This window comes from Enterobacter sp. CPE_E863, assembly GCF_046521465.1.
In the GTDB taxonomy this organism is placed as follows: Bacteria; Pseudomonadota; Gammaproteobacteria; order Enterobacterales; family Enterobacteriaceae; genus Enterobacter; species Enterobacter adelaidei.
In genome coordinates this window covers 62,335-77,453 of the sequence record NZ_JBKFZX010000003.1, presented here as the reverse complement: position 1 = coordinate 77,453, position 15,119 = coordinate 62,335, and the positions used below count along the sequence as shown (strand labels likewise).

General features: G+C 52.7%; 29 protein-coding genes, 1 tRNA gene and 1 pseudogene. 21 read left to right on the top strand and 10 right to left on the bottom strand.

The annotated features are described in order from the left end of the window. Positions 1 to 123 precede the first annotated feature (123 nt). The 9 genes from ACLHV8_RS24400 to ACLHV8_RS24360 all read right to left on the bottom strand — a co-directional run bounded on the left by ACLHV8_RS24400 (position 124) and on the right by ACLHV8_RS24360 (position 4,565). A complete protein-coding gene (locus tag ACLHV8_RS24400) occupies positions 124 to 507 on the bottom strand; it encodes an ead/Ea22-like family protein (RefSeq protein WP_062856096.1) in 384 nt (127 codons plus the stop codon). Then, a complete protein-coding gene (locus tag ACLHV8_RS24395; protein WP_410392148.1) occupies positions 504 to 764 on the bottom strand; it encodes a DUF4752 family protein in 261 nt (86 codons plus the stop codon). The genes ACLHV8_RS24400 and ACLHV8_RS24395 overlap by 4 nt, the downstream gene beginning before the upstream one ends. Next, entirely contained in the window at positions 761 to 1,288 is a 528-nt protein-coding gene (locus ACLHV8_RS24390; RefSeq protein ID WP_410392147.1) for a hypothetical protein, read from the bottom strand. The genes ACLHV8_RS24395 and ACLHV8_RS24390 overlap by 4 nt, the downstream gene beginning before the upstream one ends. Next, a complete protein-coding gene (locus ACLHV8_RS24385) occupies positions 1,285 to 1,584 on the bottom strand; it encodes a protein ren (protein WP_410392146.1) in 300 nt (99 codons plus the stop codon). Before ACLHV8_RS24385 ends, ACLHV8_RS24390 begins: the two co-directional genes overlap by 4 nt. Continuing rightward, positions 1,584 to 3,017 (bottom strand): DnaB-like helicase C-terminal domain-containing protein, encoded by a 1,434-nt coding sequence (locus ACLHV8_RS24380; protein ID WP_410392145.1) that lies wholly within the window; start codon positions 3,015 to 3,017, stop codon positions 1,584 to 1,586. Before ACLHV8_RS24380 ends, ACLHV8_RS24385 begins: the two co-directional genes overlap by 1 nt. Then, positions 3,014 to 3,832 (bottom strand): replication protein, encoded by an 819-nt coding sequence (locus ACLHV8_RS24375; protein ID WP_063448421.1) that lies wholly within the window; start codon positions 3,830 to 3,832, stop codon positions 3,014 to 3,016. The genes ACLHV8_RS24380 and ACLHV8_RS24375 overlap by 4 nt, the downstream gene beginning before the upstream one ends. Next, on the bottom strand, positions 3,825 to 3,971 hold the full coding sequence (locus ACLHV8_RS24370) for a hypothetical protein (RefSeq protein WP_319858713.1): 147 nt from the start codon (positions 3,969 to 3,971) through the stop codon (positions 3,825 to 3,827). The genes ACLHV8_RS24375 and ACLHV8_RS24370 overlap by 8 nt, the downstream gene beginning before the upstream one ends. Before the next feature lie 80 nt (positions 3,972 to 4,051). After that, positions 4,052 to 4,273: a CII family transcriptional regulator gene (locus tag ACLHV8_RS24365; RefSeq protein WP_045889109.1), complete on the bottom strand. Its 222-nt coding sequence runs from the start codon at positions 4,271 to 4,273 to the stop codon at positions 4,052 to 4,054. A 40-nt stretch (positions 4,274 to 4,313) separates the two neighbouring features. Next, entirely contained in the window at positions 4,314 to 4,565 is a 252-nt protein-coding gene (locus tag ACLHV8_RS24360) for a transcriptional regulator (RefSeq protein WP_023327242.1), read from the bottom strand. 127 nt (positions 4,566 to 4,692) lie between these two features. Between ACLHV8_RS24360 and ACLHV8_RS24355 the strand changes: the two genes are divergently transcribed. From ACLHV8_RS24355 to ACLHV8_RS24260, 20 genes and pseudogenes are all read left to right on the top strand, one after another. Next, the gene (locus ACLHV8_RS24355; protein WP_410392144.1) at positions 4,693 to 5,385 is read left to right on the top strand and encodes an XRE family transcriptional regulator; all 693 of its coding nucleotides are present in this window, start codon (positions 4,693 to 4,695) and stop codon (positions 5,383 to 5,385) included. Positions 5,386 to 5,420: 35 nt separating this feature from the next. After that, positions 5,421 to 5,897: a hypothetical protein gene (locus ACLHV8_RS24350; protein WP_096218539.1), complete on the top strand. Its 477-nt coding sequence runs from the start codon at positions 5,421 to 5,423 to the stop codon at positions 5,895 to 5,897. Positions 5,898 to 6,920: 1,023 nt separating this feature from the next. Continuing rightward, positions 6,921 to 7,160 (top strand): hypothetical protein, encoded by a 240-nt coding sequence (locus ACLHV8_RS24345; RefSeq protein WP_218586899.1) that lies wholly within the window; start codon positions 6,921 to 6,923, stop codon positions 7,158 to 7,160. After that, positions 7,157 to 7,315, top strand: coding sequence for a hypothetical protein (locus ACLHV8_RS24340; protein ID WP_023294196.1), 159 nt, complete (start codon positions 7,157 to 7,159; stop codon positions 7,313 to 7,315). Before ACLHV8_RS24345 ends, ACLHV8_RS24340 begins: the two co-directional genes overlap by 4 nt. Then, positions 7,312 to 7,518 carry a cell division protein FtsZ gene (locus ACLHV8_RS24335; protein ID WP_001752704.1) on the top strand — a complete coding sequence of 69 codons (207 nt, stop codon included), beginning with the start codon at positions 7,312 to 7,314 and terminating at the stop codon, positions 7,516 to 7,518. Before ACLHV8_RS24340 ends, ACLHV8_RS24335 begins: the two co-directional genes overlap by 4 nt. 75 nt (positions 7,519 to 7,593) lie before the next feature. Continuing rightward, a complete protein-coding gene (locus ACLHV8_RS24330; RefSeq protein WP_410392143.1) occupies positions 7,594 to 7,989 on the top strand; it encodes a hypothetical protein in 396 nt (131 codons plus the stop codon). After that, positions 7,983 to 8,138: a hypothetical protein gene (locus ACLHV8_RS24325; RefSeq protein WP_169809454.1), complete on the top strand. Its 156-nt coding sequence runs from the start codon at positions 7,983 to 7,985 to the stop codon at positions 8,136 to 8,138. Before ACLHV8_RS24330 ends, ACLHV8_RS24325 begins: the two co-directional genes overlap by 7 nt. Next, positions 8,122 to 8,778, top strand: a complete 657-nt coding sequence (gene exoX / locus ACLHV8_RS24320; RefSeq protein WP_410392142.1) for an exodeoxyribonuclease X — start codon at positions 8,122 to 8,124, stop codon at positions 8,776 to 8,778. The genes ACLHV8_RS24325 and exoX overlap by 17 nt, the downstream gene beginning before the upstream one ends. 3 nt (positions 8,779 to 8,781) lie before the next feature. Next, positions 8,782 to 9,447 (top strand): ATP-binding protein, encoded by a 666-nt coding sequence (locus ACLHV8_RS24315; protein ID WP_410392141.1) that lies wholly within the window; start codon positions 8,782 to 8,784, stop codon positions 9,445 to 9,447. An 11-nt stretch (positions 9,448 to 9,458) separates the two neighbouring features. Then, positions 9,459 to 10,169, top strand: coding sequence for a hypothetical protein (locus ACLHV8_RS24310; protein ID WP_410392112.1), 711 nt, complete (start codon positions 9,459 to 9,461; stop codon positions 10,167 to 10,169). Positions 10,170 to 10,180: 11 nt separating this feature from the next. Next, positions 10,181 to 10,333 (top strand): DUF1317 family protein, encoded by a 153-nt coding sequence (locus ACLHV8_RS24305; RefSeq protein WP_128348905.1) that lies wholly within the window; start codon positions 10,181 to 10,183, stop codon positions 10,331 to 10,333. Then, positions 10,330 to 10,881, top strand: a complete 552-nt coding sequence (locus ACLHV8_RS24300) for a phage N-6-adenine-methyltransferase (protein ID WP_252076653.1) — start codon at positions 10,330 to 10,332, stop codon at positions 10,879 to 10,881. Before ACLHV8_RS24305 ends, ACLHV8_RS24300 begins: the two co-directional genes overlap by 4 nt. Beyond that, positions 10,878 to 11,096, top strand: a pseudogene (locus ACLHV8_RS24295) (hypothetical protein). The gene ACLHV8_RS24300 and the pseudogene ACLHV8_RS24295 overlap by 4 nt, the downstream one beginning before the upstream one ends. Next, entirely contained in the window at positions 11,093 to 11,410 is a 318-nt protein-coding gene (locus tag ACLHV8_RS24290; RefSeq protein WP_410376790.1) for a hypothetical protein, read from the top strand. Before ACLHV8_RS24295 ends, ACLHV8_RS24290 begins: the two are co-directional and overlap by 4 nt. Before the next feature lie 91 nt (positions 11,411 to 11,501). Then, on the top strand, positions 11,502 to 11,720 hold the full coding sequence (locus ACLHV8_RS24285) for a TraR/DksA family transcriptional regulator (protein WP_410376789.1): 219 nt from the start codon (positions 11,502 to 11,504) through the stop codon (positions 11,718 to 11,720). Then, a complete protein-coding gene (locus ACLHV8_RS24280; RefSeq protein WP_306124755.1) occupies positions 11,720 to 11,959 on the top strand; it encodes a DUF4222 domain-containing protein in 240 nt (79 codons plus the stop codon). The genes ACLHV8_RS24285 and ACLHV8_RS24280 overlap by 1 nt, the downstream gene beginning before the upstream one ends. Positions 11,960 to 11,968: 9 nt before the next feature. Then, entirely contained in the window at positions 11,969 to 12,274 is a 306-nt protein-coding gene (locus tag ACLHV8_RS24275; RefSeq protein ID WP_306124754.1) for a hypothetical protein, read from the top strand. Positions 12,275 to 12,465: 191 nt separating this feature from the next. Continuing rightward, the gene (locus tag ACLHV8_RS24270; protein WP_333488453.1) at positions 12,466 to 12,666 is read left to right on the top strand and encodes a hypothetical protein; all 201 of its coding nucleotides are present in this window, start codon (positions 12,466 to 12,468) and stop codon (positions 12,664 to 12,666) included. 8 nt (positions 12,667 to 12,674) lie between these two features. After that, on the top strand, positions 12,675 to 13,010 hold the full coding sequence (locus tag ACLHV8_RS24265; protein ID WP_072058545.1) for a helix-turn-helix domain-containing protein: 336 nt from the start codon (positions 12,675 to 12,677) through the stop codon (positions 13,008 to 13,010). Then, entirely contained in the window at positions 12,893 to 14,050 is a 1,158-nt protein-coding gene (locus ACLHV8_RS24260) for a tyrosine-type recombinase/integrase (RefSeq protein ID WP_410377042.1), read from the top strand. Before ACLHV8_RS24265 ends, ACLHV8_RS24260 begins: the two co-directional genes overlap by 118 nt. Positions 14,051 to 14,065: 15 nt before the next feature. Here the strand turns inward: ACLHV8_RS24260 and ACLHV8_RS24255 are convergent. Next, positions 14,066 to 14,142: transfer RNA gene (locus tag ACLHV8_RS24255), tRNA-Arg, on the bottom strand. Positions 14,143 to 14,420: 278 nt separating this feature from the next. On the opposite strand from ACLHV8_RS24255, the gene ACLHV8_RS24250 reads away from it, so the two are divergent. After that, complete coding sequence (locus ACLHV8_RS24250; protein ID WP_028018415.1) at positions 14,421 to 15,119, top strand: EAL domain-containing protein; 699 nt, start codon at positions 14,421 to 14,423, stop codon at positions 15,117 to 15,119.

Here is a 15,119-nt window from a genome sequence, read left to right as displayed (position 1 = left end):
AAGCCTCGAGTAGTGCTGACTTTAAGTGCGCAGGGCACTCTTTCTGCACCCGCTCGCCGTCTGAAATGACACCTGCAATCCCCTGAAGCATGCTGGCTAAATTGCTGAGATAATTTTTCACATTCACTCTCCTTTACCGGTGCCATAGGCAGATAAGCACTCTTCAAATCCAGCCTGATTATCCGTTTGACCTAAACTGAAGCCATGCTGAAGACCATGACGAAATGCGCTATCTTGCAATTTATCTGCGCTATCGAGCTTCGCTTCCAGTTCAGCGATTCGCTTCTCTGCGGCTTCCAACTCATCTAGCAGTGCCAGCACGGTGGCGGGGTTGGCTGCGGCGATAAATGCAGCATCACGCGCTTCGTTTTCACTGAATACCATGGCTATTTGCTCATGGTTCACGCCGTCAGTGGAGTAAATCTCATCGTCGAACTCAACAGCCCACCGGCCTTTCGTCGCCTTCTCCGCTGCTTCCCGTAATCCACGTTTGTCGATGTTGCTCATTGGGCGGCTCCTTCTGTGCGATACATCATGATTGTCAGATCGCCTTTAGTCGCCAGGCGCACCGTTGTTCCTGGTTCGATGCTGGAAAGGTCAAACGCATCGTAAAATTCGTTTACTGCCTTCTGTCTACGAGATAGCTTTCTACGCTTATCCCACTGCTTTAGCGCAATGGAGATAGACCACTGGCCCGTTTTGAACATGATGAATAACCACCCCATCAGAGCGAGGCCTGTGTTTAGAATGTCCAGAATGCTCATGACTGAGTTCCTTTGCGAAGCTGTGCGGCGATGTCTTCGAGTACTCCATCAGCGAAGGAGCGATCAAAATCCCCCTCTGGCGCATCAGCCATAAACTCTGTAGATGTGAGAATCATCCGCGCGATGTCTGCCGCGTTCTTCGCCGTGTCATCGATAAACCCAGCCTCCCATGCGGCCAGCATCCTGTTAGCAACAAAGTGAGCGCCTTCCTTGTGGGCCTGCGCCCGCACTTCAGCCAGGAAAGCGCCGGTGGCCGGGGTTTCCATTGCAGACTTCAACCTGTCCGCGTACCACTCCTGATACTGGTAGCGCATCACATTTCCGCCGAGCTCTTCCCACATATCAGGTGCTGTTGCGAATTCAGCAGCAGCCTTCAGCCCCGCACTCTCCGCAGCCAGCGCCGCGCACATGGCATCTGCTTCGGCAAATTTACGCACAAGATACTCGGCGTTGGTTTCGTTAACCTTCAGATCGCGTGGAATGCACTTGCCACGCAGAAAACCTTCCATCTCAAATAATTTCATACCCCAACCCTCCCCCAAACCATCAATACTCGCTTCATCTCCGCGCTGTTGCGGCACTCCTGAAATATTCCGTTGGTGCAGCTGCGCGCGGTACCATCCTGCTCTTCCGGCGTCGCCAGGCGATAAGTCACCGTTCGCCAGACCTTGCTCACCCGGACAATCTTGCGGGACCGCTCCAGATCGATAGCGTTCTTCGTGATGCAGTTGATGGTCATGCCGCACTCTGTGGCCACATCCTTCGCGGTGAAGGTCCGGTGCGTTTCGAGATAACGCAGAATTGCCTGTTTGCCTTTCATCAGAAGCCCCCTTTCTTTTTCGGCTGCTGCTCGCGCCCGCGGCGTTCTGCGGCGGCGGCCTGCTGGTCTTTGTCGTAAATTGCACCGTTGATCTGATTGCAATAAACCGTGCCGGTATTACCGTGGCGGTTGAGTCGCAGGATTAACTCGGTTTCTCCAGGCGGCACGCTGTCATCGAAAGCACCTTCCCGGTGGATGCCAACCCAGTAGTCGCAGTCCTGCTCAATCTGTCCTGTGTCGCGGGAATCGCTCGGCAACGGGCGTTTATTCACTCGCTTCTCCAGTTCGCGGTTGAGCTGGGTCAGCAGCACGACGACGCAGCCAAGCTCTTTGGCGAGGTTCTTCAGACCTTTGGTGATCATCCCGTAGGCCAGGTCATTACGGTCGGCCTTTTCGGCGGTCATCAGCGTCAGGTAGTCAACAAGAATCATGCCTACGCAGCCCTTCTCGCGTTTTATTCGGCGGCTTTCGCTAACGATGTGCGCCAGTGACAGTCCCGGAGTGTCGTCGATGTACAGCATGTCGATTTCACTCAGCCGGCCAGCTGTAGCGATCGCCTTCTTAAAGTCTCCGTCGTAGTCGCCCTGGTACTGGTCATCGGCGTCATCCGTGGCGGGCATGTAAAAAATGCTCGGATTTACGCCGGACTTCTGACCAACCAGTTTTTCGAGGATCTGGTCGCTCGGCATTTCAAGGCTGAACATCAGCGCTGGCTTTTTCTCACGAACCGCGCAGTTGATCGCCATCTGCCCGTATAGGGTTGTCTTGCCCATCTTTGGCCTTGCGCCAATCACGAACAGAGAGCCTTTAACCAGACCTTTCGGCGCCAGCAGCCGGTCGAGTGACGGGATACCGGTACTCATACCGCGCTGTTCGCCTGAAGGGTCAAACCGTTTCTCCAGATCCGCTACCCAGTCATCCATAACCTCGCCGAAAGACCGCAACCCACGACGACTTCCGGTTTTTGAATGGTCTGCGAGCTGGGTGAAAATACCCTGAATGGCCTCGTACTTCTGCGTGGCGCTCATGCCGTTACGGGAATACAGCAGCTCAGTAGCTTCGGTCAGACGGTTGATACCGTAGCGCTCCATTGCGGCTTCCCGGACTGATGCTGCGTAAGCAACGATGTTTGCAGCGCTGGGAGTGTTCTTGGCTATCTCCGCCAGGTAAGCAAAGCCACCTACCTGCTCAGCGAGTCCTTTTCCTTCAAGCGCGTCGAACAATGTCAGGCCATCGACTGGCTTGTTGTCGCGGAACATCTGGCGCATCTCGGCAAAGATCAGCTGGTGAGGTCGGCTGTAAAACGACTCAGGCTTGAGCATCGCCAGAACCTTCTGGACTCGCTCGCTGTTGTCATCATCCAGCAGCAGGCCACCGATAACGCTCTGCTCTGCTTCGAGGTTATGAGGTACGGTCAGGAATTCATTGCTCACAGTGAACCCTCCCGCGTTTTAACCAGTGTTTCTGAACGCAGCAGGTAGTCAAAGCTGGCACGCCAGCCGGTGTCGTTGTCACCAAAATAAAACGGCTTTGCAGTACGGGAGAACGCTGAAAAATAGTTCTCAATTGCTTCTACCGTTGGTTCTTTCAGCTCAGACAACAGACGCTTGATATTACGGCGACGTTTGTCATTAAGGGCCTCTGCCTGCGGCAATCTGTCTCCCAAGGTTGAGTTGTATGCTGACATCACAGCTTGATAGTCGATTGCTGGTTTTTTCTGTGAAACCGGTTTTTCTTCCTGCCCGCCACATTCCCCCTTGGGGGATTTAGGGGGATCTTTTCTTTCTTTCTTTTGAATAGTTTCTTTTGTGTTTAGCTGAGTTGGCTTATGGGTATTAGCTGAGTTGGCTAATGTTTCATTAGCTGTTTCGGCTAATGTTTTGCCATGTTGGCTAATGCTGAAATTCCAGTCAGAAATCACCTTATTCACCCCGATCGCCAGACCATTGGTAACGATGATGTTCATTGCAATCATCTCGTTCTTGGCCTTGCAGACATGCGTGTGGTGAATGCCGGTCATCGCCGAAATCTGGGTATTGGTAATGCGGTCAAACTTTTTCCCGAACCCGTAGGTTTTGCGGATCACCGCCAGAACGACCTTCAGCTGGCGAGCCGTTAAATCAGCAGCCATAACCGCTTCCAGCAGCTCGTTAGCGATGCGGGTATACCCATCATCGATATCTGCCACCTGACGCTCCACGACCGATACAGACGGTCTGAAAGGTATTACTTTTGCGAGGTTATCCACGACCACTCTCCTTGCGTTTCAGTTCTTCCAGGATGGCGCGCATCTTTTCGGCCACTTCCGGGTTAACGGAACGGACAAAGCGGTCACGGGTTATGTTTTTATGTACAGCGGTATGGTAATAGCGTGGATTTTTTGCCATTATTCCTCCTGCAACTACTCTCTTTTTTGCACCTGAAAGCCGTTGGTGTTCCAGCACCGCGGCTTTTCCCCTTTCTACTTTCATGCTTCAAAATCTCCCTTCGCTCCATCCCTGTTCGAAATCAGGATGGCCAGCAGCAGCGACATGTTCGGTACCAGGTTCTCCCGCCACCGGCTGACTGTGGATTTGTTGATGCCAGCTACTTCGGCTATCCGGGCGGTACCCAGATCAGCGATTTGACGCTGCACCCAACTCTCAATTCGTCGTGCCTCCGCTTTGTTGCGTGTCGTTAAGGTTTCCATTTGCGATACTTCCTCTGAATTAATTGGTTATGGCCGCCGGTCAGGCGGCATGGTTATCTGGATGTGGAAAGATGGATGGCAGATCCGGGCGGAATTCATATGCCTTTATCTCGCCACCAACCGCTTTCACCAGCTCAGGAACGTGAACCGGGGAGATGCGTTTCTTGCCATTCAGCCAGTCACAGATTGTTGACTGGGCTTTGCCGCAACGTTTGGCTAGCTCTTTCTGGCTGCCAGCGATGGCGATCGCTTTTTCGACTGCGGAGTTTTTCTCTACTGTTGGGGTCTTCATAATCACCTCAGCTATCAGTTCAAAGCGATTATGGTTATCACTTTAGCGAATGTCAATCGCATAGGCGATTTTTTGCTAATTAATCGCTTGGGCGATAGAGTTAAAGGAGTCATTTACAGAGGTGGATATGGGATTCTCAGAGCGCTTGGCGCAGGCAATGAAAAATGCTGGATATACACAGGGCCGATTAGCCAAAGATGTCGGCATGGCTCAGTCCAGCGTCAATAAGCTACTGAAGGATGCAAACGGCTCACGTAAGACCGTGGAGATTGCCTCCGTTCTTGGTGTGCGTCCGGAGTGGCTGTCTACTGGTGAGGGTGAAATGGCTTCCAGTAGCGTAAGAGAAACGACTGCGCTATACCAGGTTAAGCCGTCACTGAATGGAATTTTCCGCGTGGATGTACTCGACGTTAAAGCCAGCGCTGGTCCTGGTAGCATTGTCACCAGCGATTTCATTGAAACTATCCGAGCCATCGAATACACGACTGAGCAGGCGCGAGCATTATTCGGCAACAGACCAGCTGCGCACGTCAAAGTGATCACCGTAAATGGTGACAGCATGGACGGAACTATTTCCCCTGGCGATCAGATCTTCGTTGATACCGGCGTTACGCACTTTGATGGTGACGGGGTTTACGTCTTTGTCTTCGGGAAAACACTGCACGTTAAGCGCCTGCAGATGCAGCGCAACAGACTGGCAGTAATATCCGATAACCCGATTTACGAAAAATGGTACGTCGAGCCTGAAGATGAGGACGCGTTCTACGTCATGGCTAAAGTACTGCTTAGACAGTCAGTCGATTATAAAAGATTCGCATAACAAAATTTACACAGCAATTACTCTGGGATGGGAAGATGAAAAAATTAGCAGCTGTAGTTATCGCCTCTGCATTGCTCAGCGCGTGTGCGCAACCACCTTATGCCCGTATTGCTTCTGATTACGATCAGAAGATGGCTGAGGCTAAAAAACATGATGCCGAGTTTGCCGAGAAGGTGAGAAATATCAATCTTGAAACAGCTGATGTCGGTGAAAAGCCAAAGAACTATAAAGAGCTGGTTCAGGCAACAATCAAGGATGCCTTAAAGGATCCTGACTCCGCGAAATTCAGCGACTTCTCTCCTCTCCGCAAAGAGGTGATGGTTGAGAACAGGAATTTTGTTTACGGTTATTCGACATGCGTTTTCGTTAACGCAAAAAATTCGTATGGCGGATACACTGGCAAGCAACTCTACTGGGCTTTCATACGTAATGGCCAGGTGCTTAGGTTTAAGAACACCAACGACCAATACGGAGACTTGATCTTCGTAGGCAGAAAAGTTAACTGCAACTGATTAACCAACCGGCGAAAGCCGGTTTTTTTATACCCCCATCAACCACCTTCAATTCTCTCCCATCAAACCGCCTTCAACATCACTTTTTTCTAATTCTTTTAAAAAAATATCGCTTTAACATTCAATGAATTATCACTTTATCGATGGAAAATATCGTTTTGGCGATTGACTCAAATAATCGCTTTAGCTATTGTTACCCCATCGAAACGAAACATCGACAGCTGAGCGAAGTTAGCCAGCGGCGGACAGCAAGTCGCCTGCTTTTTAACAACATGCAGATTTACAGCGTCAATGACCTGTTAAGACCCCTACACGTAAACGTGCTGTATCACCGGGTGCGATCCGGTCGGTGAGAGAGTATCCCCGCGCGAGAGCGATAACGGCGTGAGAACGGGCAACACTGGCAGGGAGTTGGCGCTGACCAATACAGGGAATGTTTTGGGGTGTGGTCAGTGAGAACGGCCTAATCGTGAAGAGGGCCCGGCTCATGCGGCTGGTTACCGCCCACACCGACCAAAGCATTTCTCCCGCATCAGCGGGTAACGACAGAGGGTAAGGTGATGGGATCTAGCGACATAAGCTTCAGGGAAAATCATCGCCTTAGCATTAAGGTTGATGAGGTTGTTTCCATAATTCCCACGTTTCGTACCAAAAAAGAAGCTATCAGTGCAGGCTCAAAATTCGGTTGGTCGTCAGCTTTTTGCATCGAGCGCAGATTCGAAAAGGTATGGGCTGTGGGAACGAAAGATTTTCAGAACGATTATGTTGGAAAGGTTACGTTTGAGGTTTTTCGCCTTCCGCTTTTGAAATGGGAAAAGGTAGACGGAATTACTCGATGCCCGGTCCTTTCCATTCGCAGATATCAAGCCGCCTAACCAGCGGCTTTTTTCATACCTCAGTCGCTTCACCGAGGCGGCTTAGTTATGACAACCGGCGGCCATCCACCGCCCATTGAACACTGAATAAATGCGTTGAAGTCTTGTATTAACCGTTCCGTTCGCCGCGATAAGGCCAAGAGGATTTATGAGCAACAAAACTGGAGGGCGCGCTTTCCCGTGTGATTCTATCGTGGAGCGCGACGAAGTTGGTCACTTACATGGTTTCGAAGTCAGCTCTGGCGGCATGACCCTACGCGATTACTTCGCGGCCAAGGCTATGCAGGGAATCATCAGCAGCGAATGCAACTATGGAGCATTTAGTGATTTAGCAAGCGATGCATACAGCATTGCCGACGCAATGCTCCGCGCCCGGGAGGCATCATGACAGTCACCCACAACGGCAAGCAGTACACCGCCAAAAAGCTCAACGATAACGAGTGGCAGCTGACGTCGGTATCGGCACCGCGCGACAAGCTGACTCTGAACCGCTGGCAGATGCATATCGCTGGCCTCCTGGAACAGGTTGAGGTGAAGGTATGATTGGAATGCACTACGGCACCGCATCAGTGCCACGTAGCGAGGTTTTACCGGGCACAATGCTGCAACACCACGGCAAAACTTATCGCGCCTCTGCGAACGTTGAGAAAGGCCTGTACGCCTTCAACATCTTCGAAAAAACCATCATCAAAAGTGATTCCGTCGTTGTGCTGCTGAATGAGCGCGGCGAGCCGATGGTTCACTGATGCCAACCACCCTATTCAACCGATCGGCCTGGCATTACGCGGGCGGCCTTCGCACGCAATTTTTAAGGAGTCTATATGCAACCTTACGAGCGATTAACCTCTGAACGTCTGGCAAGTTTGCCAGAAGGATCCCGACTAAAACTCGGCGGGCTAATTATCAAACTTACCGGGCGCGGGTCATTTACCAACAGCGCCGGGCGCACCGAGAACATGATCGAGTATGTCGATTCACGTGGTGTGCCCGGCAGTTTTGCGGAAAGCATCATTCTCGACTCGGCTACCGAGTACCTCAGCTCTGTGATGTGTGCTTACTGCGGCGCGCGGCGCCATAAGAGCGATTGCACCGTTCAGACGGTATCGACCTACATGTCGACGTCACAAAAACATTTCTGCACCGACAAAGGCTGCGCTGAGAAGTTCTTCCGCCAGAACCCTTCCCGCGCCAAGACATCACGGAGAACGAGATGGTAACTCAGCATACCGGATTGCTGTTGGTTGCCATGCTCTGCCTGCTGTATGACCTGCAGCCGGCAGACCTCGAATCACTGGCCCACCAGCTCGCAGAATTTGACGCAGTTAACGACCACCTTACGGAGATTAAGCATGTTGCGAGTTATTGATACCGAAACTACCAGCCTGGAAGGTAGCGTGCTGGAGATAGCCAGCGTTGATATTGTCGACGGTGTTATCTGCAATCCCATGAGCGACTTTGTGAAGCCCACTGAAGCGATCAGCTTCGAGGCTATGGCTATCCACCATATCACTGAAGATATGGTCGCTGACGCCCCGCTGATTGGCGAGGTTATCGGGCGTTACCTTGGCGCGCAGGCTTATGTCGCACACAACGCGAAGTTCGACAAGTCGAAACTCCCGCAAATCGACGGACCATGGATCTGCACCGCTAAGCTGGCCCGCGCACTTCTTCCTGATCACCCAAGTCACAGCAACCAGTATCTGCGTTACAGCCTGGGGCTGAAGCCTGAACTGCCGGAAGGACTATATGCGCACCGCGCGCTATATGACTGCTACGTCACAGCTGAGTTACTTCTGTACATGGGCCGCCTGGCGAAGTGGACTTTTGGTGAAATGCGAACCATTTCAAACAGCCCGTCACTGATTAAGGCGATCCGGTTTGGCAAGCACAAGGGCCTTACGTTCGAAGAGATTGCGAAGGTCGACCCTGGCTATCTCCGCTGGTTGTCCAGCAACAGCGACGACGAAGACATTCTCTTCACAATCAAACACTGGCTTAAGGGGTGATTTATGGCGGTGATGACTCTCATCCTTGCCGACTCCGGGTATGGCAAGACGTACAGCATCCGCAACGTTAACCCGGAAAATGCCATTCTCGCTCGCTGTATTCGTAAGGCCCTTCCGTTCCGTAATAACGGCTGGAAGCTTCACGGTAAACGCCTGCCGGATAACTCTATTCAGCGAGGGAACGTGGTAGACATCAGAAATGCCCGGCATCTGTTCGAGGTAATCCAAAACGCTGCGCGTAGCGGTCGCCGGATGCTCATCATTGATGACTTCCAAGCCATCATGCAGCACGAGAATATGGATCGGGCTTACGAGACAGGTTACACCAAGTTCACCGAAATGGCGGAACACGCCTGGCGCATCATTGAAGCCGCCACACAGCTTCCGGACGACTTCCGCGTCTACTTCCTCGCCCACACCGAAGAGAGCGAAGGAAAAATCAGGATGAAGACCGTCGGCAAGATGCTTAACGAAAAGCTCACTCCTGAAGGCTACTTCCCCATTGTTCTGCGCATCATCAAGCGCGACGGCAAACACCTTTTCCTGTTGAAGGGCGACGACAACGACACCGTGAAATGTCCTCCTGACCTGTTCGGGCCAGAAGTGACTGACATGGATAACGACCTGGCGGCGTTCGACAACGCAATTTCTGAATTCATTGACTTATAAGAGAGATAACGATGAACCAACCAATCAGCTTTACCTGGAATCAGCAGTCGGCAGAAGCAGCACTCAAAGCAGGATCCTCCGCTGGCATTTCTGAAACCGGCGCATACGAAGGGGTGATCACCTCCGCTGTGTATGAGTTCGGCAAGGACGGATCACAGTCGCAGGCACTTGTTCTTTCGCTTGACGCTGACGGCCAGAAAGCAAACTTCCTGCGTATCAATTTCCTCGGTCGCGACGGCAGCCAGACATTCGGTATGGGCCTGATTGCCGCCATTATGTGGGTTGCTCAGGTTAAAAATGCTCAGGCACAACAGCGCCAGGGGCAAAATGGCCCTGAATGGTTCCTCCCGGCACTGGAAGGTAAGCGTGTCGGCTTGTTCCTGCAAAAAATCCTCACCACCAAGACAGATGGCAGTGACAGCTACAAATTCGAAGTCCGGCATGTTTTCCAGCCGGGAAGTCGTCTGACCTATAAAGAGTTCACCGACAAAACGCCAGCAGAAGCGATCGCCACACTCGAACGCACCATGAAAGACAAAGACGACCGTAAACCTCACGACTCTTCTCGCGGGGGCTGGGGTGCACCATCACATAGCGGTGGTGGATGGGGTGGTAATCAGCAGGATCCGAATGCGGTACCTGAATCGCGCCTGCAGCAGGCCAACCGTCAGGTATCGCAGAGCAATCAACATCCTCAGTTCGACGATGATATCCCCTTCTGAAAGGCATCGCTATGACTCACGCTCACGACGACATCAGGGTTAGCACACTGTGCCTTCCCTTCATTGGTAACGGCTGGCTAATGCCATGGGGTGAAGTGGTCAGCAATCCATTAAAGGCGCAGCGGCTCGCTGAGGAATATCGGGAAAGGCAGGAGGCGGCATGACTGATTACACCGGCAGCAACACCCCAGCGGATCAGCGTGACCTATGGCGCACTCCACCCGCCCTCTTCGCCTCCCTTGATGCTGAGTTCTGCTTCCAACTGGATGCCGCCGCGGCCCCGCATAACGCCCTTTGCCGCAAGTTCATCACCGCCGAGCAGAACACGCTGGAAACGCCCTGGGCTGATTACCTGAGCATTCCCGGCTACGTCTGGCTGAACCCGCCATACAGCGACATCACGCCGTTCGTTAAGAAGGCCGCAGCCGAGAGCGCCAATCAGATCGGCACGGTCATGCTGGTACCGGCAGACACTTCGGTTGGCTGGTTTAAGGAGGCTATCCAGACAGCCAGCGAAGTGCGCTTCATCACCGCCGGGCGGCTGGCATTTATCAACCCGGTTACCGGTAAGCCAGTCAGCGGCAACAATAAAGGGTCGATGCTCATCATCTGGCGACCTTACCCGCGGACACACTGCCACTTCGCAACTGTGGACCGGGACGAGCTGATGGCTTTCGGGGCGAAACTTCTCGCCCGCCGGGAGGCCGCATGACGCCAGCAAATGAAAACGCTATCCGCGCCGCCTGCCGCCGTTGAACCGAAGAAATCCAGCAGGCCATGCGCAAGAAGCCAAAGCCTAACTGGAACGAAACGGTGCCTCCCATCATCAACAAGCATCACAAGAAAATTGAAGCTTTGGGAGTAAGCCTCCTGGAGTTCGTCGTATACACAGGGCGGCTTAATCGTCGCTTCGGAGCAGAACAATGACAACAGAATTTAAAGCCCTACCCGTCGAACGCGACCAATACGGCTACTGGACTCACCCGCTTTACGATGAATTTTGCGATGGCCGCGAATCCATTTCGCCCATTGAGTTCAACGCATGGCTGGAGAAGAACGGCCTCGAGTGGAAAGTGATTTATCGCGATGAGGACGACGCTGATCCAGATGTTGACGGCTATGACATTTCGGCGTGGCAGCCAGAAACACCCGCCGGTTGTGGTTGGTTTGTCGGTTCAATTCACGACACTGAAGATGGCGCGGTATGCATCTGGCTGCGGCACGCTGGCGGCGCCGCATGAAGGCACTAATAACCCGGGAGCTTAAAGCTCCTTTTTTATTGCTGGCGTTTACCTTCGCCCGAATTAATCGACAGTTCCGGGAGCATTGACCATGGCCGACATCATCGATACCGCAGCAGAGATTGAAGAGCTTCAGCGTAACGCTGCCCTTTCCGCTCACCGCATCGACCGTAACGCCGTATCAGCTGAACATTGCGCGGAGTGCGCCGAACCAATTCCCGAGCCGCGGCGCGCTGCCGTTCCCGGCTGCCAGACGTGCGCGGAGTGCCAGGGTGTTATCGAACTAAGGAATAAGCAGCGAGGTGCGTGATGTTTGCACTCATTCAACGGGGTCAGATTTACGCTGACCAGCACGGTTGGCCCGTCATCATCCACAGCTGCACATCACAGATAGTCCGTTACTGGCGACAGGGCCGGATAAACACCGCCTCAATCGACCGTTTTAACATTGATTTTGAGCACCTCGATCAACGTGAGGCGGCGCAGATACGCGCCGAATTGGAGACGAGCGAGCACATTAAATCGCTCCGCGCCCAGCGTGCGGCATGAGGAGAGATTATGAAGGAATTACGTTTTTATGGTGCAAGCGATGACCTATTTGAGTGTGAGGGTGCCATTCGAGAGGAAATCGGCTGTTACAGCCACCCGGGCATTTATCACCTGAAATCAGCTGAGGGCGAAATGCAAGTCATCGCCACTTACACCGACAGCGGCTGTTGGTCTATCGGCATCTGCCAGATTGATGAAGATGTGCCAATCCCACAATGGGAAACATCATTCAGCACTCACGAGAAGGGATATAGCGTTGTCCTTACCATTCAGGTTCCAGACGACACTGTGCTGGTACAGGAAGACGACGATTGACGCAACTGATAGCCAGTTATGAGCTGGCTATTGGGTGCGAAAGCACTGCAACGTCATCCCTTTTGCCCGGCCCCGCGCCGGGCTTCTTTTTGGGAGTTCACCATGCAATCAAACCCCGTACTTAAGTTTATCGGCGCGCTTATCGCACTGGGCGCTCTCATCTCATTTCTTCACGAACCGGAAGGTGTGCAATGGCTGCTTTTAATGTGGGCGCATTAGTCCAGAAGAAGAAAGGCGGACTGACGGGGATAGTCGAAACCCTGCTGGAGCCGGAAAACGATAAGGCGCGGGTATATGTCGCATGGGACGGCGGCACTTATCAGATCCATTACGAATACGAATTGCGCGCGGCCACGCCAGACCAGCCGCAGTTTTATAAAACGATGTCATAGGAGGGGAGATGGTTACAGCAGAGCCACTCACTGCGCAGAAGGCGGCAAAACTCCTGAAGGTCTCTCCGAGGACTGTCTACCGCCTCATCGACTCCGGCCAACTAGCCGGGAAGAAGATCGGGAACAAATACCGCACGACCGACGTCGCCTGTATTGCGTATTTACATGACCCGCGCGATCCTGTTTCCGCGAGCGCGGGTGAACATAAAGGAGAAATTTTATGTCAATCACCCTCAGAGGCGGCGTCTGGCACTGTCATTTCGTTACGCCGTCAGGGAAAAGAATTAGACGATCTCTTGGCACGGGGGACAAGAAACAAGCGCAGGAGCTGCACGACAAGCTGAAGGCTGAAGCGTGGCGGGTGGATAAAATCGGGGAACTGCCATCGAGGACGTTTGAGGAATGTTGCATCAGGTGGATCCGTGAGAAAGAGCATAAGCGATCCCTTGATGACGATAAGACCAAAATCGAATACTTCCTTCGGCATTTCTCCGGCCGCGATATTTCGACCATCACGGCGGACCAGGTAAACGAAGCAGTTTCGAAGATGGTCAACCGCAAGCACATCCAGGTATGGGAGTCGCGCCGGGACGCTGCTATACGTCGGGGAAAGGAGCCGCCGCCGTACACTGAAAAGCCGGTAAGCCAGGCCACAAAAAGCCAGCACCTGTCTTTTATGCGATCGCTGCTGAAAACTGCAGCCAATGACTGGGGCTGGATAAAGACGGCCCCCGTCATTAAGACCAAAAAGCCAATCAGCAAACGCATCCGCTGGCTGACCAGGGAAGAGGCAGAACGGCTTATCGCTTGCATGCCGGACTCGATAAAGCCGGTGGTGATATTTGCGCTGGCAACCGGCCTGCGCCGCTCCAATATCATTGATCTGGAGTGGCAGCAGGTCGATATGCAGAGAAAGGTTGCATGGGTAAATCCGGAGAACGCGAAGGCGGGCAAGGCTATCGGCGTGGCTCTGAATGATACCGCATGCAGGGTGTTAAGGGATCAGATCGGGAAAAGTTCAAGGTGGGTATTCGTTCACACGAAACCATCGACGCGCCCGGATAAAACTGTCACTCCGGCGGTCAGGAAGATGCGCGTGGACGATAACAGCGCCTGGCGCATTGGCCTGGCAAAAGCAGGTATAGAGGACTTCCGTTTTCACGACCTCAGGCATACCTGGGCGAGCTGGTTAATTCAGTCCGGCGTACCGCTGTCCGTTCTGCAGGAAATGGGCGGCTGGGAGTCGATCGAAATGGTCCGTCGTTATGCTCACCTGGCGCCGAACCATTTAAGTGAACACGCGCGGAAAATAGATGCCATTTTTGGCAACCATGACACAAATACGACACAAGGAGAAAATCAGGCTGGTTTGAAACTGGCGTAAGTGACTGTTTCTAAATGGCACGCCCTGTAGGATTCGAACCTACGACCTACGGCTTAGAAGGCCGTTGCTCTATCCAACTGAGCTAAGGGCGCACTGAGAAGAGTGAACTTCGCGGTGGTGAAACGCGAAGAATTATACGGTCAATGTCAGGTGAGTCAATGCCTTTTCCGTTTTCAGGCCCAATAACGACTAGTCGGTTGTAAATACGGCTGTTTTTTCAACATTTTCATCAAATTCACCGTAAAATTATGCGCTGCGAAAAGGCTTAGTGGCATTTAAGTAACGCCTGCTGTTTTCCTGAACGTCACCTCGTCACACTAGTAAGAGGTATCCCGGCCGCCCGGAGGCTGACAGACAACAGGACAATGGAGTGACAGCGCAAAACCTGATCTATACGCCCCCCCAGCTACAGACCCTTTCTCAGGACATCGTCGGCATTAAACTTGAGCCCATTGTCGCCCTCACCTCTTTGCGTCAGATTGGCGCTGAGGTGCTTAGCATCATGTCCGAAACACGGCACAGTGAGGCGTTTTTCCATCGTCAGTCCGCAGAAGAGTCGATAACCCTGCTTGAAGCGCAGCTTGTCGCGTTAAAAAATACACCGCACTGTCATAACCTTTTTATTAATCTGCCGATAACCGTCCTGACAGAGTCAGAATCTTTTCAGCGACTTATCCGGCTGAGTGGGGCTCCGCTGAATATTGAGATCGTCGATCTCGCGGCTTTTTTGGCGCTGTCTGTTGCACAGAAACAGAGCGTCATTCAGAACCTGCAGCAACTCAGAAGGCAGGGGCACAGCATCTGGCTGGATGATATTGATGAAGTATTAATATCGTCGTTTATATCCTGTCGCCTACCGTTAAGCGGCATCAAGATTGATAAAGAAGCTTTCTGGCGCTTACGCGCCACCCCTGCGCTGAGGCAACTGGTTTCACTTTGCTTTCAGCTTGCCGGGAAAGTTCTTATCGAAGGGATTGAAACTGAGCGCGATCACACCTGGGCACTGCAGGCGGGCGCAGATCTCGGCCAGGGGTATTACTGGCCGTCCTGGACATGGCCGGAGGATTAA